Genomic DNA, 20,393 nt, shown 5'->3' with positions numbered 1-20,393 from the left:
CTCATGGCGGCCCTGACCCAGATGACCGGCGACGAACGCTCGGCACGCATCGCGCTCGCGGCCATCGCCGGCCCCGGCGACCCGCTGACCGGGCGCGTGCTCACCACCGTCGGCGCGCTCGAAACCCTCCGGCTCCTCGAGGACGAGGATCCGATCCCGGGACTGGACAGGGTCGAGACCGGCCTATGGCGGACACGGCAGCGCCCACGGATCGACGCCGACAGGATCGAGCAGGCCCTCGACCGCACGGACAAGTCCGGCCTCCGCACGCTCATCCCCGATGACGAGCACTACCCGCCCGGACTCGCCGACTTAGGTCACCGTGCCCCGTACATCCTCTGGGCCTCCGGCGACACCCAGCTGCTCCAGTCGTTCGCCCAGACCTTCACGATCACCGGCACCCACAACTCCACCGCCTACGGGCGGCAGATGGCCAGCGAGCTCGCTGTCGACCTCGTCGATGACTGGGGTGTCGTCGTCGCCGGGGGCGCGTCCGGCATCGATGCCGCCGTGCATGAGACGGCGCTGCGCAACGATGGCCGCACCATCGCCGTCATCCCCGGCGGCATCGACGTTCGCGGAGGGGACAGCAACGCCCAGACCCTCGACGAGATCGCCGCTCAGGGCCTGCTGCTCAGCGAGAGCCCGCCGGGTGAGGGCGGGCACGATGCGGACCGCATCCTCGCCCGATTGAGGATCGAGGCCGCGCTGTCGGGATCGGTCACGCTCGTCGAAGCCGACGACCGCTCGGCCGCCGCCGCGGTCGTCGATCGCGCCCGGGAGCTGGGCCGACCCGTCGGGGCCATACCAGGACCGGTGACCAGCCCAGCCAGCGAAGTTCCGAATGAACTCATCCGCGACGGGGCCGCGCAGGCCGTGCTCGGCGCCAGCGACGTGCTCAGCATCCACTATCCCGCACCGCAACCGCGGCAGCGTCCAGGCCCGGAACCACCCACGCCCCCGCGCGCCGGCCCACCGCACCACGGATGGGGCCTGTGAACCGATCCGTCCACCGTGCATCGGTGACGGCTAGCGGGACCTGGTGAGTCCAGGCGTACCTGACCGGTGACGACGATCATGGAAGGACATCGACATGGCGGGACTGGCCGACGAACTCCAGGACGAGCGGGAAGCGCGCATGGTGTTGTCGATGATCGCCGAGCCCGGCGATGCGGTGACCGGGCGGGTGCTCGCACTCGCCGGCGCCGTGGGCACGGTGCGGCTGCTCGAGTCCCAGGACACGGTGCCGCTGCTGGGCCGCGCGGATGCGATGATCTGGCGCGACCAGCACGCCCGACGCATGGGCGACGGCCTGCTGGAAGCCCTCGATCATGCCCGCCAGGCCGGCTACGGCACGCTCATCCCGACCGATCCGGACTGGCCTGCCGGGGTCAACGATCTCACCGATCGCGCCCCCTACGTCTTGTGGACCCTCGGCAACGAGACCCTGCTCGGCCCGCGCACCCGGGAGACCGTCACGGTCACCGGAACCCGGGCGGCGACCTCGTACGGGGAGCGCGTCGCCAGCGACTTCGCCGGCCAGTTCGCCGCGGCGGGGAAGGTCGTCGTCGGCGGTGGGGCCTTCGGCATCGAGGGCGCCGCTCACCGCGGGGTTCTCGCCCACGGCGGTGACACCATCGCGGTGCTTCCTGGTGGGTTGGACCGGCCGTATCCCCGCGCCCACGCCGATCTGTTGGACCGGATCGGCGACCGGGGCCTGCTCGTGACCGAGCTCCCCCCGCAGGCCACACCGACCCGGACCCGATTCCTGGCCCGGTCGCGCTTGATGGCGGCCATGGCCGGGGCGACAGTGCTGGTCGAATCGGGCCCTCGCTCCGGAGCCCTGGGCACTGCCAGCCACGCGCACGCCCTGGGGCGGGTCGTCGGGGCGGTGCCCGGTCCGGTCACCAGTGCGGCCAGTGCCGGACCCCATCAGCTCATCGCCGCAGGCACGGCGATGCTCACCAGCGATGCCCGGCAGATCGCCGACGCCCTCGACGCGCCCCCGCCACCGGCCCCGCCGAACCCGTTCCATGCCCAGCACCGCAGCCCACAGGCGCACGGGCCTGCCGCCCCCTCGCTGTAACCACCGTTCACACGCAAGGGAACACGCCGGGGTCGATTGAGCCGCCGAGGTGCAGGCTGTACCGGCTGCGCGGTGTGCACCGAGCGAGGCCCTCACGCCCTGCCCGTGATCGATCGGCCCGCTGGGGTCGTGGTGGCAGATCGTGCACCTCGAGTACAGGACGACATGGACGGGCAGGGCGCGGGACCCCGGAGAACGCATCGACGGCGGTCCGGGGCCCGGGGAGGTGGAACCGATGGATGAGGATGCCCGCGGCGGGTTCGAAGATCGCATGATGCGGCTGTGGCATGGCTTGGAGCAGGTTGCGCAGGACTACGGCCGGTACGTGGAGCTCACCGATTCCGATCCCAGCGCGTTCGGCGGCGGGCACTACGTGTTCTATCGCCTCGACGACGCCCGTCTCGACGACGCCGAGCGTCGGTTCGCGATCGAGGAGCAGTACGCCGACGAGGTCTCGGAGGAGGAGCAGATACCGACCTCGTGGACGTGGCGCGATGAGAGTCTGCGGACGCACCCTGACGGAGGCGGGTACTGGCACGAGCACGACAGCGGCGAGGTCGCCTCCGAAGACTTCGAGCAGCTGCTGGACCGTGCCGGGCAGTGGGCGCAACAGGCGCGCACGGCCGCGCGCCGTGACGACGCCGCCTCCGCCTTCGCCCCTCGCAGTCCGGCCCCGATCCCGCGGGGGCCCGACCGCAGCCTCTGACACCACACCCCAGGGGCCAGACCAGTAACGGCCGTGCCACTCCACGACCACGGACGAACCTGGCGCATGCCCCGCGGCCGTACTTTCACGGGAGGGAGCAGGACGTGGCTGAGAGCAGCCCGGCAACAGGTGACGAGCCCGGGCTGCGCCTACGTCTCGGTCTGGCCGATCTCGCCGATCAGTACGGGCGGTATGTGGACTACCGGCGGGAGGAGCCGCAGCCGTATGGCGGCGGGTTCATCGGTCTCGTCAGCGGTGGGCACCATGTGCTCTACCGCAGCGCGGACCCTGGCCGCCGCTTCGCCATCGAAGAACTCACCACGAGCAGGGTCCCGGGCCAGGTACCGGTGCTCTCCTCGTGGCTCTGGCGGGAGGAGACGCTGAGCACGCGCGAGGACGGCTCGCCCTACTGGCATGAGAATTCCAGCTGGGAGGTCCAGCCCGAGAACGTCGAGGAACTCCTGGGCCTGGTCCGAAACTGGGCACAGACGGCCCGCTCCATGGCCCGCCGGGACGCGCTGCGTGAGGCATTCGCCGTGCTCGACCGGTCCGGTCCCGAGCCGCCGCGGCCCGGGCGCGGTCTCTGACCGGGTGCGGGCCGGGAACCCCAGCAGGGAGGTGCCCGGCCCGCACTAGCTTCACCTGTCCGTGGCGGGGTTGAGCCCGTTCAGGAACACGGCCAGCTGGTCCAGCAGGCGCAGCGCGCTCTCGAGGGTGACCTCGATGCGCTCGTGCTCGGTGCCGATCGCCACCCACGTGTCTCTGGCCCCGATCCCACGGCTGGCGGCCAGGACCAGCGCACCAGCGTCGACGATCGGGACCGGATCGCAGTCGGAGGCATGCCGGTAGCGACGGGTGATCGCGGGAACCTCGCACAGCTCCCCGAAGTGGCCGCGGTCAGCGGCGAGGACCTGCCGGTGGTGATCGCCGGTGCACCATGACGGGCACGACTCGCGCAGCCACGCGGGCCCGGGTACGGCGTTGTCCATAGTCATCGATTCTCCTGTTCTGCCACCGGCACCGTGCCCGCGGCAGAACCTATGAACGCGCCCGCTACTGACCAGACGATGAGGCCATCGGGCGCGCGGGGTGCCTGGGTGCGCACCTGCGGTCATGAGCACACACGAACCCGGCAGGAAGCACCGGCACCGGAGAAGCACCGACGACCCCGAGGCCACGGGCACGCGAGGCTCCGAGCAGGCGGATCTGCCCGCGGTGCCGCCGGTGCTCCCGCACGTGGTCATCACGGCCACGGACGCGGGAACCCTGGATGTCACCGTCGACGGAAAGGACCTCCCACCCCGCTCGCCGAAGAGACCCTGGACGCGGGCGAGGTTCGGGGAACTGCTCGACACGGTCACCGACGAGCGTCGCGTGCCGGTGCGGATCGAGGTCCACGAAACGGACGGCACCGCGTTCACCGACATCGTCCACGCCGCCCGACACCGACCAGAGCCCCCGGCGACGGCCTCACCGCCGGCGACACCGAAGAAGGCGAAGCCGACCCGGCATGTCGAGGTCACCGCGACCGGGTTCGTGCCCGGCGAGGACATCGCCATCGCCATCATCACCGGGACCGCGGAGGCCGACGGGCAGGGCCGGGCCCGGGCGGTGATCGCGCGTGCGGGACTGCGCGAGGCCGGGGAGGTCGTCCTGGTCGGGCGGGTCTCGGGCGCCGTCCATGTCGAGGCGCTGTCGTGAGCTCGCCGCAGGGCCGCCAGGCCGGCAGCTTCGGGGACGAGCTGACCAACGCCGCGATGATCGCGCTGATCGGAATGTTCGGCCTCACCCTCATCCTGCGCCTGGGCGGGTCGATCACCGCGTTCCTCACCGGCGCACCGCAACCGCGTGCCGGACTGGCCGCCGGTGCCGCCGTGCTGCTCAACCCGGCAGACCCCGCCCGAGCCCTGGACGCGGCCGGGCTGAGCACGCTCGGGTACTGGCTGGTCACCGGGGTGGTGCTGGTCGGGCTCGGCACGCTCGGCGGGTGGACCTGGGTACGGGTGCGCCGCCATGTCCACCAGGTCGAGACCGACCCTCGGAAGGTCGCCGGCGCGGCCAACCGGCGCGATATCGACCAGAGCGCCTCCTCCCAGGCCCTGCTCAAGCGGGCCGGGACGCTGCGCCCTTCGCTGGAGACGCCCACTCCCGCGGAGGTGGGGTATCTGCTGGGCCGGTCGAAAGGCCGCCAGGTGTGGGCCTCGGTCGAGGACTCGATGTTGGTTCTCGGCCCGCCCCGATCCGGCAAGGGCCTGCATGTGGTCATCAACGCGATCTTGGACGCCCCCGGTGCGGTCATCGCCACCTCGACCCGCCCCGACAATCTGACTGCCACGCTCCGGGCCAGGCAGCGGCGCGGCCCGGTGGCGGTGTTCGATCCGCAGCACCTGGCCGAGGGCCTGCCCGCGGGCCTGCGCTGGTCACCGATCCGGGGCTGCGCGGACCCGCTGACCGCGATGATCCGTGCCTCGGGCCTGGCCGCCTCGACCGGGCTCGGCTCGGGAGGGGTCGAGTCCGGCGGGTTCTGGGAAGGCAAGACGAAGACCGCGCTGCAAGCACTCTTGCACGCCGCCGCACTCGATCATCGCCCGTCCTCGGAGTTGTTCCGGTGGACGCTGGACCCGACGGCGGCCTCCGATGCGGTCGCGATCCTCACCAACCACTCCGGCGCCGCAGAGGGGTGGGCGGACTCCCTGGAGTCGATGATCGACGCCGACCCCCGCACCCGCGACAGCATCTGGCAGGGCGTGTCCCTGGCCCTGTCGGCCCTGGCCGATCCGCGCGTGCTGGATGCGGTCAGCCCCGGCGAGGGTGAAGAGTTCGACCCGGCGCAGTTCATCCGCGACCAGGGCACCCTCTACCTTCTGGCCACCGGTGCCGGGGCAGGCGCCTCGGCGGCGCTGGTGGCGGCGCTCGTCGAGGATCTCGTCGAGGTCGCCCGCCGCATGGCCGCCCGGTCCCCGGGCGCCCGCCTGGACCCGCCGCTGCTGCTGGCCCTCGACGAGATCGGGAACCTGAGCCCCTTGCCGTCGCTGCCGACGCTGATGGCCGAGGGCGGAGGCACGGGCATCACCACGATGCCGGTGCTCCAATCCCTGGCCCAGGCCAGAGACAAGTGGAACGAAGCCCAGGCCGGGGCGATCTGGGATGCCGCGATCGTGAAGATCATCCTCGGCGGGGCCTCCAACAGCAGAGACTTGCAGGACCTGTCCACGCTCATCGGTGAGCGCGATGAGCACACCGACTCCGTCACACTCGGCGATCACGGGTCACGGTCGAACCAGCGCTCCATCCGCCGGGTCGCGGTCATGCCCCCGGACCGGATTCGGATGTTGCCTTTCGGCACCGGGGTGACCCTGCTGCGCTCGGCCCCACCGATCATCACGGATCTCCGGCCGTGGCCGGCCCGTACGGATGCCGACCAGCTCAAGCAGGACCGGACCGAGATCGAGGCGCTGCTCGAGGACCCCGCCTCATGACCCCCGAAGCACCCACCCACACCACCACCGCCCACCGGTCACCAGCGGGCAGGGGCGGTCGGCTGCCGGGCGTGCGGGGGTGGTGGTGATGGCCCGGCGCCGCCGCACTCCGCCTCCCGGTCAGCTGGAGTTCGATCTGTGGGGCCTCGGCGAGGCCGAGGCCGATGCCGCCGTCGCCGAGGCCGGACAGACCCCCACCGAGACACCGCGGGAGGACAGTGATGAACCAGTACGGGGCACGGGCGATGGAGCACTGGAGGGCACACGCCCCGGAGCGGGTCGCAGCGATGGAGGATCCAAGCTGGTTCTTCACCCAGCTAGGCCAGGAGATCCAGGCGCAGGTGACCGAGCTGTCGACCCGGCTGGAGAACGACCGGATCTGGGGCCTGGAGAAACAGAGCCCGAGGGAGGACAATTATCTCCAGGAGGTCTCGCGCCGGATGACGGCGCACCAGATCGCGGAGGAGGTCGTGATGAGCCAGCTGGCCTGGATCCACGACCCGAGCCTGCCCCTGGACGAGGCGCGGCAGGAGTGGGAGGAGACCCGACCAGCCGACGAGAACCTGATCTCGTGGGCGGAGCGGACCCAGGACTCCCCGTACCCGCAGTACTCCCAGGTCGAGCTGGAGCAGAAGGCCCTCGACTGGGCGATCCCGATGTGGTTCCTGGAGGGCCTGCTGGCAGCGGAGATCCCGGGCCAGTACGCCCAGGAGCACCAGGAGGTGCTGCGGCAAGCAGCGGACGTGAGGTTCCTCCGCGAGGTGACCGGCACCCCGTAACCGACACCCCCACACCACCTCCCCCTGTGGTGGGGGTGCCGCGGTTCGTGCCCTCCCGTGACCAGCTGGCACCGTCCGGGGCGAAGGCCCGGTTCCAGGCAAACATCGCAGCGATCCGGCTCGCGCGCACGCTGACCGAGCAGGACCGCGCCGCCACGGCCGAGGAGCAGCAGGTCCTGGCACGCTGGTCCTCGTGGGGTGCCGTCCCCGACGTCTTCGATACCGGGAAACCCGGCTGGGAGGCGGAGCGGGACCAGCTGCGGGGCCTGCTCTCGGAGCAGGAGTGGGAGGCAGCGGCCCGGACGACGCTGAACGCCCACTACACCGACCCGGCCCTCGCCACACAGATGTGGCGCGCCCTGGACGCGCTCGGGTTCCGGGGCGGGCGCGTGCTCGAGCCCGGCAGTGGCCTGGGCACGTTCATCGGCCTGGCCCCCGAGACCGCGCAGATGACCGGTATCGAGCTCGACCCCGTGACCGCGCAGATCAGCCGCGCCCTCTACCCGCACGCGCAGATCCGCACCGAGTCCTTCGCCGACACCCGCCTGCCGGAGGGCGGCTTCGACCTCACGGTCGGGAACGTGCCGTTTGCCGACGTGGCGCTGCACGACCGGGTACACAACCCGCACAAGCACTCGATGCACAACCACTTCATCCTCAAGTCCCTGGCCTTGACGCGTCCGGGCGGGATGGTGGCGGTGCTGACCTCCCGGTACACGATGGATGCCCAGAACCCGGGAGCACGCCGGGAGATGAACCTGATGGCCGACCTCGTCGGCGCGGTGCGGCTGCCGGCCGGGGCTCACCGGCGCACCGCGGGCACGGATGTGGTCACCGACCTGCTCCTCTTCCGCCGCCGCGAGGAGGGGGAACCGGTCCTCGATGATCTGTGGGAGACCGTCACCCCGATCACCGTGGACGGGCAGACCCTACGGATGAACCGCTACTTCGACCAGCATCCGGAGCATGTTCTCGGGCAGATCGGCGCGGACACCGGCCAGTTCGGACGCCAGGAACTGACGGTCACAGGCGACGTGGACCGGGTCGACGCTGATCTGGCCGATGTCCTCGACCAGATCACGTTCACCGCCCGCCGCACCGGCCTGACGTTCACCGACGCCCCACCGGAGCGGGCGATGCGCCCGGTGGCCCGCCAACCGGCGCCGCCGCAGCGGTGGGATGGCAGCATCGTCGGCACCGGCACGGGGTTCGGCACCGTCACCGCCGGAGGCATCGAACCGCTCGAGGTCCCCAAGAGCACCACCACGGAGCTGCGTGCCCTGCTGGGGCTGCGGGACGCGGCGACCAGCCTGCTGGAAGCCGAGGCCGCGACCGCCGAGGACACCGCGGAGATCACCACCGCACGGGAGGACCTGCGCCGGGCCTACCAGAAGTACCTCGGACGCTACGGGCCCTTGAACAGGTACACGCTGCGCCGGTCCGGCAGGACCAACGACGCCGGTGAGGACACCCATGCCCGCATCATCCCCCGCGCCATCCGGCTGCTGCGCGGCGACCCTTTCGGGCCCCTGGTCATGGCGTTGGAGAACTTCGACGACACCGACCAGACCGCCACACCGGCAGAGATCCTCTCCCGCCGGGTGGTCGCGCCCCGTACCGAGGTCCAGGGCGTGGAGACCCCGGCCGACGCGATCGCCGTGTCCCTCGACCGCACCGGCAGCATCGACCTGCCACTGGTCGCGGACATGCTCGGCATGGACGAGACCGAGGCCCGGGAGGCCCTGACCGGGCTGGTGTTCACCGACCCGGCCACCGACGAGCTCGTCCACGCACCGGCCTACCTCTCCGGTGACGTGCGCACGAAGCTCGACGCCGCCCACGCCCGCGCCGAGACCGATCCCTCCTTCACGGCCAACGTCGAGGCGCTGACCGCGGTGCTGCCGGACCCCTTGGGGGTCGAGGACATCACCGCCCGCCTCGGGGCGGTGTGGATCAGCGCCGAGATCCACGAGAGGTTCCTGCGCGAACTGCTGCGTGCCCCGGACGTGCGCGTGGAGAACCCGATGAGCGGGATGTGGGAGGTCCGCGGCGGACGGCAGGGCCTGCTGGCGACCTCGGAGTGGGGCACCGAACGCCGGCCGGCCTCGGACATCGCGCAGGCGCTCATGGAGCAGAAGACGCTGCTGGTCTACGACGAGATCGAAGACGCCGACGGCCGTAAACGGCCCGTGCTCAACCAGGTCGAAACCGTCGCCGCGCAGGAAAAAGCCGAGCAGCTCCAGGAACGCTTCAGCGAATGGGTGTGGGAAGACCCCGCCCGCGCCCAGGCGCTCGTCGAGGAGTACAACCGCCGCTTCAACTCGATCGTGCTGCGCGACTACAGCGATGCCGGGGACTACCTCACCCTGCCCGGGGTCGCGGAGTCGTTCACACCCCGCCCGCATCAGCGGGCCGCGGTCGCCCGGATGATCGCGGAGCCCGCCACGGGTCTGTTCCATGAGGTCGGGGCGGGCAAGACCGCGGAGTTCGTCATGGGTGCCATGGAGATGAGGCGGATGGGGATGGTGCGCAAACCCGTCGTCGTGGTGCCCAATCACATGCTCGAACAGGTCGGGAGGGAATGGCTCCAGATCTACCCGAGGGCCCGCATCCTCGCCGCGTCCACCAAAGACCTCGCCGCGGATAAGAGGCGGCAGTTCGTCGCGCGGGCGGCCGCCAACGATTGGGACGCGGTGGTCATGACCCAGGGCGCGTTCGCGAAGATCGGCCTGCGGGAGGAGACCCAGCAGGCCTACCTGCGGGCGCAGATCGACGAGGTCCGCCGGGTCCTCGAAGATGCCACCGGCGAGGACGCGATGAGCGTCAAGCGCATCCAGCGCAAGCTGCTGAGCTTGGAGAACAAGCTGAAGTCGCGTCTGGACACCGACCGGGACCAGGGCGTGTCCTTCGAAGATACGGGCATCGATTACGTCGTGATCGATGAGATGCACATGTACAAGAACCTCTCGACGGAATCCAATATCCGGGATGCCGCGATCGAGGGCAGCGCACGCGCATCCGATCTGCACATGAAGCTCGAATACCTCCGCTCCCAGGGCAAGGAGCGAGTCGTGACCGGGGCGACGGCCACCCCGATCGCCAACAGCATCACCGAGGCCTACGTCATGGAACGCTACATGCGCCCGGACCTCCTCGAAGCCGCCGGGGTGGAGTCCTTCGATGCGTGGGCGGCCACGTTCGGGCAGACGATCACGCAGATGGAGATGGACCCCACCGGCACGAACTTCCGGATGAAAACCAGGTTCGCGAAGTTCACCAATGTCCCCGAGATGCTGCGGATCTTCAGCGTGTTCGCCGATGTCAAGACCGCAGAAGACCTCCAGCTGCCGGTACCGGAGATCACCGCGCGCGAGGACGGGCAACGCGTCCCGGCCACGATCCCGGTCCCACCCACTGTCGAACTCGAAGACTTCGTCGCCCAGCTCGGCACCCGCGCGGAGAAAGTCGCCTCACGGGCCGTATCACCCAGCGACGACAACATGTTGGTCATCTCCACCGACGGCAGAAAAGCCGCGCTCGACATCCGGATGGTCCTGCCGCAGGACCCGACCGGGCCGACGAAGATCGACGTCGCCGCGGACATGATCGCCGGCACCTGGCAGGCCACCCGCGACCGCGAGTACCTCGACCCGTCCACCGGGGAGCCCTCACCGGTACGCGGTGGCCTGCAGCTGGTGTTCTCCGATATCGGCACCCCGCACCCGGACCGGTGGAACGCCTACGACGAGCTCGCCGCGCAACTGGTGATGCGGGGCATGCCCGGCGAGTCGATCCGGTTCATGCACGAAGCCAAGACCGACGTCGAGAAAGCCAGACTTTTCGCTGCCGCACGCGCCGGCCACATCGCCGTGCTGATCGGCTCGACGGAGAAAATGGGTGTCGGCACGAACGTGCAAAATCGCGCGCTCGCGCTGTATCACCTCGACTGCCCGTGGCGGCCAGCCGACGTCGCCCAACGCGAAGGCCGCATCCTGCGACAGGGCAACCAGAACGAGCAGGTCGCGATCGTCAGGCTCGTCACCGAGCGCTCCTTCGACTCCTACATGTGGCAGGGCGTGGAGCGCAAAGCCAGGTTCATCGCCCAGATCATGCGCGGCAGCCTCGATGCCCGCGAGATCGAGGAGATCGACTCCTCGGCCCTGTCGGCGGCCGAGGCCAAAGCCATCTCCAGCGGGAACCCGCTGCTGCTCGAGCATGCCACGATCCAGACCGAGGTCACCCGGCTGCGGCGCCTCGAGCGCGCGCACCACCGCTCCCAGGCGATGCTCGCCCACACTCGCGACCGGGCCAGTGAGGACGCCCGCCGCGCCGAGCACGACATCGCTGGCCTGCAGGCGGCACTCCCGCAGGTCGCCGACACCTCCGGTGACCGGTTCCGGATGCGCATCGGCGACAGAGTCTACGACTCCCGCGCCGATGCTGCGACGGCGGTGGGTGCCTGGGCGCAAGGTTCGGGGCTGACCTGGGCACCGAAGTACGCCGCCCGGGATTTCGGGGTCCTCGGCCAGGTCTCGGGATTTGACGTCACCGTCTCCACCCGGCCTGCTCTCGGCGACGAACCGCATGTCGAGGTCGAACTCGCGGGTGTACCGCGCACCGGGTTCGTCATGAGCCGGTCGGGGTTCCTCGACGGTGGCATCGGGCTCATCCAGCGCATCGAGAACCGGGCCGCGGGCATCCCCACGCTCTTGGAGCACGCCCAGCGCGACCTCGACGACGCGCGCGAGGCCGCCGCGGAGGCCGGGCAGCGCATCGGGGAGCCCTTCCGCCACGCCGAGGCCCTTGCCACGGCCGAAGCCGATCTCGACCGGGTGCAGACACAGCTGGCGACCATGAACGACGACGTCACCCACCAGGGCCCAGCCGAGACCAGCCCGCCCAAGCCCCCGCCCCCTGACGAGGCCGGTCTCACGGTCGAGGCGGTGCGCGGCCATCGCCCTGCCCTGGGCGTGCACCCTAACCCGCACCGCGAGCCCGCCTCGATCGCCGAGCCCACCCGTCCTCCCGGACACCGGCCCGACCCGCCAACGCATCACTTCTAACGGGACGCGGCGGTGCCGGGGAGCGTGCGTGCACCTTCCTGTCGTCACCCCCGCAGGCCACCGGCCGGGGTCGTACGGATCAGGAGGACATGATGGACGCACAGCAGGCGCAGATGCAGACCGGCACCTCGGTGCGCGGCTACATCGCCACCGAACCGAAGCTCACCTACGGCAAGACGGGCATCGCCCGCTTCTACGCCCGGTTCAAGCAGTTGCACTCCCGGCCGGAGGAGGACGGGTCCTGGACGCGGCTGCCGCCGTCGTTCCACAACCTGGTCATCTTCGGTCAGGAAGCCGAATATGCCTACCAGAACTTCAACAAGCGCGACCCGTTCCTCGCCTCCGGCTACCAGCACACCCCCGAGCCCGGACACGATGGGACGCTCCGGGAAGAGGAGTTCGTCGCCGATGTCATCCGCCATACCTGGCCGAACGCCTCCGGGCCCGGCCAGGGCCTGAACCGGACGCCACCCCAGCGCTCCCAGGCCCAGGAGGCCCCGCAGCGGCAACCCGCCACGGTGGACAACGCCGGGCAGGCTTTCGACCCGCCCCAGCGGCCAGTACAGGCACCACCGAGCGCGGTGGTCGGACGATGAGCACCGACCACGACGACCCGCACGACGAGACCCCGCCCATGGGGCCCTTCGACGGGGAGGAGTTCACCCAGCCTCGCCCGGCACCGATGGCCGATGACCCGCCGGCCCCGGTCAACTGGAACTTGTTGCGCGCGGACGAGGCGGAGTTCGCCTGGCTCGAGCTCAACGCCTGGGTCGATTGGCTCCGCCACACCTACGGACTCCCGGCCTCGGTGATCCCACCGATGTGGCACCGCCACGCCGAACTTGTGTGGGAACTTTCCGCGCTGCACACGCACTGGCTGTGCGCCTACGACCCGGAGCAGAACGGGAGCGCGGCGCTGGGCTGGCACAGGGATTTTGCCGATGCCCGCCAGCGGCTGCGCGACTGGGTCGCCGCTTCCGGGACCCGGCTTGACCGCGACCGGCCCACCCGGCAGACGACCTGGCCGGGCGAAGAGGCCGCCGGGCCGATCGAGGAGACCCCGATCACCGATCGGGACGAGGACTTCGTCGCCTTCGTCCTCGACGATGTCGAACGGCGCCGGAAAGCCGAGGAAGCGGTCTACCAGCGCATCAACCCGGACACCGGCGAGATCACCTGACCCACACCCCGAACCCGGAGGGGCCGGCACCACACTGGTGCCGGCCCCGCCAGCGCGTCGACCACGGGTGTCAGTCGGTCAGGGAGCGGCCGCGCACCGGCCCTTGCGCAGGCCCGGCCGTGTGGTCGAAGGACGGCACCGCACGCTCAAGGCGTACGGCCTCCCCGCGAGGAGTAGCCGGAACGTTTAGTGCGGTGGAGGACAAGTCGCAGCCGCCCCAGGGTGAGCGGCCCGGTACGTGACGGGTGCCGTACGGTGCCCGTTCGGTGATGATTGGAGCGCCGGGTATCTGCATGTGCTGCGGGTAGCGCTCGGTGATCCAGACGCGCCCGACCTTGCTCAGGCCGGTCTCGGTGCGCGCGATCACCTTGCCGGGGACCACGGGAAGATCCCGCCAGCCCGGAAGCGCGTGGTCGTGCCACGCCTCGACCGCGGCGTTCTCGTTGCCCGCGATGGAGTGCCAGCCGCACGGCTCACAGATCATCTGATAGAGGAGATCGCCGGGCCCTTCCTCCCCGTGGTCGGGCCGTAGTTCCGCGGTGAACATCTCCCCGGCGTGCTCGCCCAGCTCGGTGCGCTGGTCGTGGGCGATGTCGCGATGCCACATGTGACTGCGGGCGTAGGAGTCGAAGTGGCTGTAGAGGAAGCACCAGTGCTCGAAAGCTCCGACCAGCTCGCTCGGCGGGTAGTAGTCCGTGGTGAAGTGCAGCGGTGCGCCCTGCCACTGCCCGGCATGCTGACGGGCCTCCTCGCGGGCGAGCTCGTCGAAGTCGAACGCCAACTGCCCATCGGATGCAGCCATGGTCCCGGTCACCTCCCACCGGCCAGGTACACCACTGTTGCCGGTCGCGCGCCGGGCAGTGCCCTTCCGTTCGGCCGGCGGGCGGGGTAAAATCTGGGGCACGGCGGCAGTGAAAATTGCCTGCGCTACCAGCCCGACTGGTGGCTGACGACCCCAAGGAGCCGCTTGGGCTAGTCCTTCTATACGTGACGTCGCCGTCCACGTAGGAAGGACTGTGTCGTGCTTGCTCTCATCTGGTTCGCCGCCATCGCCGTGGGCGTGTTCATCACCACCCGCTACACCCTGGTCATCAGCCCGTGGCTGCCCAGCAACCTCATCCTCAACGCCATCCGCACCCGGCGCGGCCTTAAATGGGGCGTGCCCGCGATGCTGCTGGCGATCCCGTACTTCGCGATCGCCTACTGGTGCACCGTCGCCATCGACACCGGCGCCACTGGTCTGCTCCACCTCGTCGTGCTCATCTGCATCATCTCCGGGTTCAAGTTCATCTGGATCGGCCCCCTCAGCCTCATCCACCTCGCCGCGGCCCGCCTCCGCGAACACGCCCAGCATCGGCGCGACACATGCGGCGCCTCGGAGGACAGCCACACGCCCGCGAACGTATCTACCGCTGAGCCCGTCAACGCTGGGAACTGAGACGAGCGGCCCAGACTAGTAGTCCCGTACGATCGGCGACGTCGCTGATCAGTACCCTGCTGGCCTCCTGGCCCGCGGCCGGGCCCCGTTGCACGCCCCGATCACGGCAAGGCCATAGTCTCCGTGCGAGTCGGGGGCGGCCGGGGCCGTCGAGCACGACCTTTAGGGTCTCAGGGGCTCCGTATAGCGCACAGCTGCCCGACGACCATTCCTCGCAAGGAACCGGAAGTTCCCCGCACATTTAGCCGTTCCCGACCAGTGCCAGAGACCGGTTGCTAATTCTGTAGTGCCCGGGCGTCGAGGAACACAATCTGTCGATGCTCCTCGTCCTCGGAATCGAGTAATGGATCGGGCACCTCATCGGCGGGTTCCATGATGCGGAATCCCTCGGTCTCGCTGGCGACAAAGTCCGTGAGTTCTCCCTGGAAGCGTCCATCTTCATCGATCGAGTTGGCCGCGTCAGCCAGCGCGGAACGAACGTCATCTCTCGACAGCTGCATGCGCCCCTGGACGTGCTCGCTCGGCACTCGGACGACCTGGGGCCAGTCTGGCTCCCCGCACCGGCCCAGCCGCGTCCAGAAGTCTCTCCACTCATAGATGACTGGTGGCTTCACGCCTGTACCCCATCGAGCAGTCACACGGCCTCTTGGGCCGACGGTGAAAAGCACGAGCCTTTCACGTTTTCCCCGAACCGTACTGCCGTGGGCGGCGACTTCTTTACTGAGAACCTTCGCGACCTGCTTCGCGGTGAGCACGATCATCCATTCAGCGAACCACCATTTGTGTCCACTGCGAGAGAATGCTATATCCGTGGCGGGCACGCCGGAACTGTGAGCGGCGGGCTTGAGTTCACCGGACCAGGTCGGCCGAGGGATCACGTAATACACCGGGACATCGGACCGCAAGTAGTCTATGAGCTGCCCGATATCCACGATGACTTTGTGCCGACCCTTGGCGCCCGGAGTAGTGGTCTTCAACTCGAGCTGAACAGCTTTGCCCGGTAGGTGGGGAAGCGATTGAACGTCGACATCCTCGCCCCGAACGGGCCACCATAATGCCGCGTTGGACCGGTAACGGTAGGTGAGGTACTGGCTCACCCAATGCTCAAGCGTCTTCTCAGGAACTGATACATTCAAGTGCATGGCCCCCCTTTCTACCTTCGACGTGTGCATGCCTTCAAACCCATGGTAATTGGCTTGTCGTTCTCGGCTGCATCCGGATTCCTTCGTCCGGTTAGAGGATCTCGACTGGCCCGGTTACGGGGGATGGAGGTTGTGTGCTTCCTGCTCCAACGGTTGGTTGCGTTTGTCAGCTGCACCTCCTTAATGACGTCGACGTCAGGGCGTGCCCGATAAGCGAGTCGAAGGCGATTAGCGAGATGCGGTATAGGCGTCGATCACGTCGTTAGACACCCGCCCACGATCGGAGACCTCAAATCCGTTCTTCTGCGCCCATGTCCGAATCTCGGCCAGAGGGTAACCGCTGCGCTGATGCGAGGCACTGCCCTGCTTGCGCCGTGCACGGGGTGCGCGGTTGGGACTGATCTTCCGAGCCGCGTTCACGTACGTGTCCAGCGCGTCTCGAAGTTCCTGCGCGTGAGCATTGGTGAGGTCGATTTCGTAGGAGCGGTAATCGATGCTGAAGGTGACCGTCTCGCCTTTCCCAGGCTCAAGGACAGTACCGTCCACATCATCCACCAGCTGTTCAATGATCTTCTTGCCCATGAGGGCGAGTCTATGCGCTCACGTTCCCCAGGGCTCGGGGGAACCGTCGCACCTGTCTGGTATGACACCCACGAGCAGCGAACCCGAGTCAACCGCGGCGGCGACCTCGATGGCTCAGCATGAGGCGCTCAGCCAGCCCCACGGGCCGTGTCATCAGCCAGCAGAGTCAGCCGAAATGGACTGCCCACCTGTCGCTGCCCTCGACGGAGTCGTGCCTTCCCGCGCGTACAGTGCCTTCACAGCCGGGTGGTCCGCCGGTATCTTCCGACGGACCGCCCACCCCGCCTCCGCGGAGCTGATCGATGATGTAGCGACGATGCTCGATGCCGTGCACGTCGCCGACAGCCTCACTGCACGGGAATAATCTGCAGCCGCTCTTCGACGGCTGCCTTGATCGGGAGCACATCGATGCGATGGATCAGCCGCCGCAGATAGGCCCGCTTCTCCTTGATGTCGCGACCCTTCCACGATGCGATGAGAGTCGGCCCATCTTCGAAGGGGATCTCATCGAGCTCCATGGCGTCCAGTCGTCGCTGTAGGGACTCCACGCGAGCCTGGGCGTCCTCGATCAGTGAGAGGAGCACTGTCACCATCGCGCCACGGTACTCACCGGTGCCCTGCTTGGCGACGAGAGTATCCCTCTCTGCCTTGGCCTCATCGAGCTGAGCGAGCATCTCGTTGATTCCCGTATCGGAGCGCGCAGCTCGGCGGCGCGCCCGAGCCTTCTCCAGTGCCTCGTCGGTGATCTGCGAGAAGAACCATCCCAGCACGAACGCCTCGGCACGCTCCGCATTGACCGTGCAACCGCCCGAGCAACTGCCCGGGCCGTTCCTCCGGTTCGCCTGGCAGGTGTACTCAAACGCTTTCACCGACTCTCCAGAGGCCTTCTTCCAGTACTTCTGCTTCCCATACAGGGATGCCCCGCATTGGCAGTACAGCAAACCGGTCAGCAGCCACTCATGTGAGCCCCACGGCCGCCTGGTCTTCGACGTCCTCGCCTGTTCCAGCAACCTCCGCACGCGCAACCACGTGGCACGATCACACACCGGCTCATGAGCAATCACGGGCTCTCCTGACGCGTCACGAGCGATGTAGTCCAACAGCTCGACACTCACCCCCCGCTGGTGCTCGGGGACCTTCCGCATCCGATAGCCAATCATCCGCGGAGACACCAGGTACCGACGAATGTTTCCCTCATACAATGGCCTACCCTTCGCAGTCGTGATCCCGTACTGCTCCTGCCAGTGCCGACCGATCTGAGCGAGGCTCTTCCCAGCCAGCACCATGTCCACAGCGTCCTTCAAAGCTGGATGCTCGACCGGATGCGGTACCAGCCGGACCCCGGAGCGGCCGAACTCGTCAACCACCCGCGGACCCGCCTTCCACCCGAAGGGCAACATGCCACCGTGGATGAAGCCAGCCTCGGCGAGATGCCTCTTCGACGCGAGCTGTCGCTCGCTCATCGCGTCGGTTTCGACCTCGGCCAGTAGCGCCTTGATCCCGGTCACCAGCTTGGCGCCCGCCGTCGCCGTGTTCAGCTCGTCAGCGCTGTCCTGGTGCGAGACCAGATAGACCCCCGCTTGCTGGCACTGCGCGATCCACTCGATCGTCTTCGCCGCGATCCGGTTGGTGCGATCGAGCTTCCAGAACGCCAACGCCGGAACTTTCTCGGCCTTGATGTCCTGGTTGAGCTGTCGCCACCCCTTCCGAGTGCGAGCCGCGGACTTGCTGGCTGAGTCGTTGTCGATGTACTCGCCCATGATCGTCCAGCCGCCCTCTGCTGCCAGCTTCCGGGTCAGGTCAAGCCGCTGCCGCTCGATCGCATCGGCCTTGTCCTTGTGGTACTTCGACAGCCGCAAGTACAGGTAGATCGGCCTCGTTCCCGGCAACGGCTCGTCCGGTCCAGTCCGGGTGAACGCCGGGTATACCACCGACCGCGTAGCTCGTCCGGGCCGCGCGTTCGGGCCGGGACGACGCTCCGTCGTGCTCGTGTTCGTTGCCATCAGTGACCTCCTTGGAGAAGGAGGTGCACTTTCCATTGCACGACTCGTCGAGGAACAGCACTCCCCTGTGGGCTTTTGACAGCACCCCGATCATCCCAGGCTTGGAACCGCCCACCATTGCCGCGGCTGTTGTCCGATGGTGTGGAGCTTCAAAAGGCGGAACGGCGTTGAGCCCGCGATCGGGATCGAATGTTCCGTCCAGGGACTGCAGAGAGCAGGCTTCCACCGCCTCGTCAGGGGCAAGCGGCGGCAGCAGGCCCGGCAGACAGCCGGCGAGCATTGTCTTTCCCGCCCCCGGCGGCCCGCTCATCAACAGGTGGTGCCCGCCGGCTGCGGCGACTTCGAGAGCCCACCGGGCATCGTCTTGACCCTGCACGTCCGCAAGGTCCCCCGGCCGCTGCGGCTCGGCAGAGCGCCGACCGCTCAGCTGCACTGGCACGAGGTCTACGGGGCGGACGTGGCCGCCGAGGACTCTCACAGCGTCGGCCAGGCTTATGCACCCGCGCACATCGACATCGCCTGCCAGTCGGGCTTCGCTTTCATTGGCCTTGGGCACAATCACTCTGCACAGGCCTTCCCGCTGAAGCGCTGACACCATCGGCAGCACTCCGTTGACTGGGTGAAGCCGACCGTCCAAGCCCAGTTCCCCAATGCACACGCACGATTGGGCGCTGTCGCGGCTGACCGCGCCTTCGGCGGCAAGAAGCGCTATTGCAATGCCCAGGTCAAACGCGGTGCCCGCTTTCTTCACGCTGCCCGGCGAGAGGTTCACCGTGATGCGCTGCGCCGACAAGCTCAGTCCCACATTCGACACTGCGGCGCGGACTCGTTTGCGCGCTTCCGACACCGAAGCGTCGGGAAGACCCACGATGTCGATGCCGGGCAGACCGTTGTTGATGCTCGCCTCCACCGCTACGACCGTCCCGGACAGTCCCCACAGGGCAACCGCGCTCGTAGCCCCAATAGCCCTCGCTTTCGGCTTGATGACGGTGTATGCGGGGGCTTCACTGCCGTCTCCGGGCCCGTCAGGCCGCGTGAAGGGAGCTTCGGCTGCCGGCGCCAGTGCTTCACCAGTCATGGAACACCTGCTCAATGTGGGTGAGCGTGGGCGCTTGGCCCCCGAAGCAGATTCCGATGACGTCAATCCGGTAGCTGGGTATGTAGCCCTTCTGCTGTGTCACCCAGCGTGTGGCCAGGCCCTGCAGGGTGCGCAGCTTATGGAAGTCGACGGCTTCCAGCGGATCACCGGAAAATGCAGTGGAACGGGTTTTGACTTCAACGAAGACGACGTCTTCGTCGTCATAGGCGATGATGTCGATTTCACCGTCGCGACACCGCCAATTGCGGTCGAGGATGATCCAATCGCATTCGCGTTCAAGATAGATTGCGGCGATTTCTTCACCCCGCGCGCCCAGCGTGGTGTTGTGTGGTTTTCTCTGCGGCTCATTCATGCCGCCAACGGTGCCCGGCGGACCGCTTCAAGCGGCACCCCATGGAAACTGCTGGGGATAACCGGGCAGCAGTCCACAGGCTCCTTAGCCGCAGTCAGCACCAGCCCAATTGCCCCGCCGACCACCACCTCGACCGCGGCAGCGGAAACAACCTCAGCCGTCGAGGTCCTCGGGCCCGGGGAAATCGCTCTTGGCGAGCTCTTCTATGTTGACGTCCTTGTAGGTCAGAATCCGCACATTGGTCACGAAGCGGGCAGTGCGCCACGTGTCCCACACCCAGGCGTCAGCCAGCGTGACCTCGAAGAACACATCCCTGCCGTCGGAATGCTGCTGCACGTCAACGGAGTTGGCCAGATAGAACCGGCGTTCGGTTTCCACAGCGTAGGAGAAGAGACTGATGACGTCGCGGTACTCACGGTACAGCTGCAGTTCAAGATCGGCTTCAAAAGCTTCTAAGTCCTCGACGCTCATAGCCCCTACCCTA

The 20,393-nt window shown here is 68.2% G+C and carries 19 protein-coding genes; 11 read left to right on the top strand and 8 right to left on the bottom strand.

The features are described 5' to 3' along the window. Positions 1-3 precede the first annotated feature (3 nt). From HMPREF2757_RS05615 to HMPREF2757_RS05600, 4 genes are all read left to right on the top strand, one after another. The gene (locus HMPREF2757_RS05615) at positions 4-999 is read left to right on the top strand and encodes a DNA-processing protein DprA (RefSeq protein WP_070574156.1); all 996 of its coding nucleotides are present in this window, start codon (positions 4-6) and stop codon (positions 997-999) included. Positions 1,000-1,093: 94 nt separating this feature from the next. Then, a complete protein-coding gene (locus HMPREF2757_RS05610; protein WP_070574154.1) occupies positions 1,094-2,086 on the top strand; it encodes a DNA-processing protein DprA in 993 nt (330 codons plus the stop codon). Positions 2,087-2,321: 235 nt separating this feature from the next. Next, positions 2,322-2,792, top strand: coding sequence for a hypothetical protein (locus HMPREF2757_RS05605; protein ID WP_141750189.1), 471 nt, complete (start codon positions 2,322-2,324; stop codon positions 2,790-2,792). A gap of 104 nt (positions 2,793-2,896) precedes the next feature. Further along, on the top strand, positions 2,897-3,379 hold the full coding sequence (locus HMPREF2757_RS05600; RefSeq protein WP_070574150.1) for a hypothetical protein: 483 nt from the start codon (positions 2,897-2,899) through the stop codon (positions 3,377-3,379). A 51-nt stretch (positions 3,380-3,430) separates the two neighbouring features. Here the strand turns inward: HMPREF2757_RS05600 and HMPREF2757_RS05595 are convergent, their stop codons facing one another. Further along, positions 3,431-3,781 carry a DUF6907 domain-containing protein gene (locus tag HMPREF2757_RS05595; RefSeq protein ID WP_070574148.1) on the bottom strand — a complete coding sequence of 117 codons (351 nt, stop codon included), beginning with the start codon at positions 3,779-3,781 and terminating at the stop codon, positions 3,431-3,433. Between the two features lie 124 nt (positions 3,782-3,905). On the opposite strand from HMPREF2757_RS05595, the gene HMPREF2757_RS05590 reads away from it, so the two are divergent. The 6 genes from HMPREF2757_RS05590 to HMPREF2757_RS05565 all read left to right on the top strand — a co-directional run bounded on the left by HMPREF2757_RS05590 (position 3,906) and on the right by HMPREF2757_RS05565 (position 13,293). Beyond that, positions 3,906-4,493 carry a hypothetical protein gene (locus tag HMPREF2757_RS05590; protein ID WP_256278273.1) on the top strand — a complete coding sequence of 196 codons (588 nt, stop codon included), beginning with the start codon at positions 3,906-3,908 and terminating at the stop codon, positions 4,491-4,493. Continuing rightward, on the top strand, positions 4,490-6,271 hold the full coding sequence (locus tag HMPREF2757_RS05585; protein ID WP_070574146.1) for a TraM recognition domain-containing protein: 1,782 nt from the start codon (positions 4,490-4,492) through the stop codon (positions 6,269-6,271). The genes HMPREF2757_RS05590 and HMPREF2757_RS05585 overlap by 4 nt, the downstream gene beginning before the upstream one ends. A gap of 221 nt (positions 6,272-6,492) precedes the next feature. Beyond that, positions 6,493-7,050 carry a hypothetical protein gene (locus HMPREF2757_RS05580; protein WP_070574144.1) on the top strand — a complete coding sequence of 186 codons (558 nt, stop codon included), beginning with the start codon at positions 6,493-6,495 and terminating at the stop codon, positions 7,048-7,050. 47 nt (positions 7,051-7,097) lie between these two features. Then, entirely contained in the window at positions 7,098-12,113 is a 5,016-nt protein-coding gene (locus tag HMPREF2757_RS05575; RefSeq protein WP_256278272.1) for a helicase, read from the top strand. 89 nt (positions 12,114-12,202) lie between these two features. Beyond that, positions 12,203-12,709, top strand: a complete 507-nt coding sequence (locus HMPREF2757_RS05570) for a single-stranded DNA-binding protein (RefSeq protein WP_083318971.1) — start codon at positions 12,203-12,205, stop codon at positions 12,707-12,709. Continuing rightward, a complete protein-coding gene (locus HMPREF2757_RS05565; RefSeq protein WP_141750188.1) occupies positions 12,706-13,293 on the top strand; it encodes a hypothetical protein in 588 nt (195 codons plus the stop codon). Before HMPREF2757_RS05570 ends, HMPREF2757_RS05565 begins: the two co-directional genes overlap by 4 nt. A 70-nt stretch (positions 13,294-13,363) precedes the next feature. Here the strand turns inward: HMPREF2757_RS05565 and HMPREF2757_RS05560 are convergent, their stop codons facing one another. After that, the gene (locus tag HMPREF2757_RS05560; protein ID WP_070574141.1) at positions 13,364-14,095 is read right to left on the bottom strand and encodes a DUF6349 family protein; all 732 of its coding nucleotides are present in this window, start codon (positions 14,093-14,095) and stop codon (positions 13,364-13,366) included. A gap of 219 nt (positions 14,096-14,314) precedes the next feature. Here HMPREF2757_RS05560 and HMPREF2757_RS05555 point away from each other — a divergent pair, with 219 nt between their 5' ends. Continuing rightward, the gene (locus HMPREF2757_RS05555) at positions 14,315-14,731 is read left to right on the top strand and encodes a hypothetical protein (protein ID WP_070574138.1); all 417 of its coding nucleotides are present in this window, start codon (positions 14,315-14,317) and stop codon (positions 14,729-14,731) included. Between the two features lie 275 nt (positions 14,732-15,006). On the opposite strand, the gene HMPREF2757_RS05550 is transcribed toward HMPREF2757_RS05555, so the two are convergent. The 6 genes from HMPREF2757_RS05550 to HMPREF2757_RS05520 form a co-directional block, all read right to left on the bottom strand. Next, positions 15,007-15,828 (bottom strand): hypothetical protein, encoded by an 822-nt coding sequence (locus HMPREF2757_RS05550; protein WP_218079075.1) that lies wholly within the window; start codon positions 15,826-15,828, stop codon positions 15,007-15,009. 273 nt (positions 15,829-16,101) lie between these two features. Then, a complete protein-coding gene (locus tag HMPREF2757_RS05545) occupies positions 16,102-16,455 on the bottom strand; it encodes a histone-like nucleoid-structuring protein Lsr2 (RefSeq protein ID WP_070574135.1) in 354 nt (117 codons plus the stop codon). Positions 16,456-16,802: 347 nt separating this feature from the next. Beyond that, the gene (locus tag HMPREF2757_RS05535; RefSeq protein WP_256278271.1) at positions 16,803-18,314 is read right to left on the bottom strand and encodes a recombinase family protein; all 1,512 of its coding nucleotides are present in this window, start codon (positions 18,312-18,314) and stop codon (positions 16,803-16,805) included. Beyond that, entirely contained in the window at positions 18,256-19,536 is a 1,281-nt protein-coding gene (locus HMPREF2757_RS05530; protein ID WP_256278270.1) for an ATP-binding protein, read from the bottom strand. The genes HMPREF2757_RS05535 and HMPREF2757_RS05530 overlap by 59 nt, the downstream gene beginning before the upstream one ends. Continuing rightward, positions 19,526-19,909, bottom strand: a complete 384-nt coding sequence (locus HMPREF2757_RS05525; protein ID WP_070574129.1) for a YraN family protein — start codon at positions 19,907-19,909, stop codon at positions 19,526-19,528. Before HMPREF2757_RS05525 ends, HMPREF2757_RS05530 begins: the two co-directional genes overlap by 11 nt. 153 nt (positions 19,910-20,062) lie before the next feature. Continuing rightward, positions 20,063-20,380: a DUF2469 domain-containing protein gene (locus HMPREF2757_RS05520; RefSeq protein ID WP_070574127.1), complete on the bottom strand. Its 318-nt coding sequence runs from the start codon at positions 20,378-20,380 to the stop codon at positions 20,063-20,065. Positions 20,381-20,393 lie beyond the last annotated feature (13 nt).

This window comes from Brevibacterium sp. HMSC063G07, assembly GCF_001810665.1.
GTDB lineage: Bacteria > Actinomycetota > Actinomycetes > Actinomycetales > Brevibacteriaceae > Brevibacterium.
The sequence above is the reverse complement of the archived record's forward strand: the minus strand, read 5'-3'. Positions and strand labels throughout refer to the sequence as shown.

What these genes read in the sequence shown, in the direction of transcription:
- HMPREF2757_RS05565 (WP_141750188.1), top strand. Translation starts at nt 12,706, where the DNA reads ATGAGCACCGACCACGACGACCCGCACGACGAGACCCCGCCCATGGGG.
- HMPREF2757_RS05545 (WP_070574135.1), bottom strand. Translation starts at nt 16,455, where the DNA reads ATGGGCAAGAAGATCATTGAACAGCTGGTGGATGATGTGGACGGTACT.
- HMPREF2757_RS05580 (WP_070574144.1), top strand. Translation starts at nt 6,493, where the DNA reads ATGAACCAGTACGGGGCACGGGCGATGGAGCACTGGAGGGCACACGCC.
- HMPREF2757_RS05595 (WP_070574148.1), bottom strand. Translation starts at nt 3,781, where the DNA reads ATGGACAACGCCGTACCCGGGCCCGCGTGGCTGCGCGAGTCGTGCCCG.
- HMPREF2757_RS05530 (WP_256278270.1), bottom strand. Translation starts at nt 19,536, where the DNA reads ATGACTGGTGAAGCACTGGCGCCGGCAGCCGAAGCTCCCTTCACGCGG.
- HMPREF2757_RS05590 (WP_256278273.1), top strand. Translation starts at nt 3,906, where the DNA reads ATGAGCACACACGAACCCGGCAGGAAGCACCGGCACCGGAGAAGCACC.
- HMPREF2757_RS05605 (WP_141750189.1), top strand. Translation starts at nt 2,322, where the DNA reads ATGGATGAGGATGCCCGCGGCGGGTTCGAAGATCGCATGATGCGGCTG.
- HMPREF2757_RS05525 (WP_070574129.1), bottom strand. Translation starts at nt 19,909, where the DNA reads ATGAATGAGCCGCAGAGAAAACCACACAACACCACGCTGGGCGCGCGG.
- HMPREF2757_RS05520 (WP_070574127.1), bottom strand. Translation starts at nt 20,380, where the DNA reads ATGAGCGTCGAGGACTTAGAAGCTTTTGAAGCCGATCTTGAACTGCAG.
- HMPREF2757_RS05610 (WP_070574154.1), top strand. Translation starts at nt 1,094, where the DNA reads ATGGCGGGACTGGCCGACGAACTCCAGGACGAGCGGGAAGCGCGCATG.
- HMPREF2757_RS05615 (WP_070574156.1), top strand. Translation starts at nt 4, where the DNA reads ATGGCGGCCCTGACCCAGATGACCGGCGACGAACGCTCGGCACGCATC.
- HMPREF2757_RS05570 (WP_083318971.1), top strand. Translation starts at nt 12,203, where the DNA reads ATGATGGACGCACAGCAGGCGCAGATGCAGACCGGCACCTCGGTGCGC.
- HMPREF2757_RS05560 (WP_070574141.1), bottom strand. Translation starts at nt 14,095, where the DNA reads ATGGCTGCATCCGATGGGCAGTTGGCGTTCGACTTCGACGAGCTCGCC.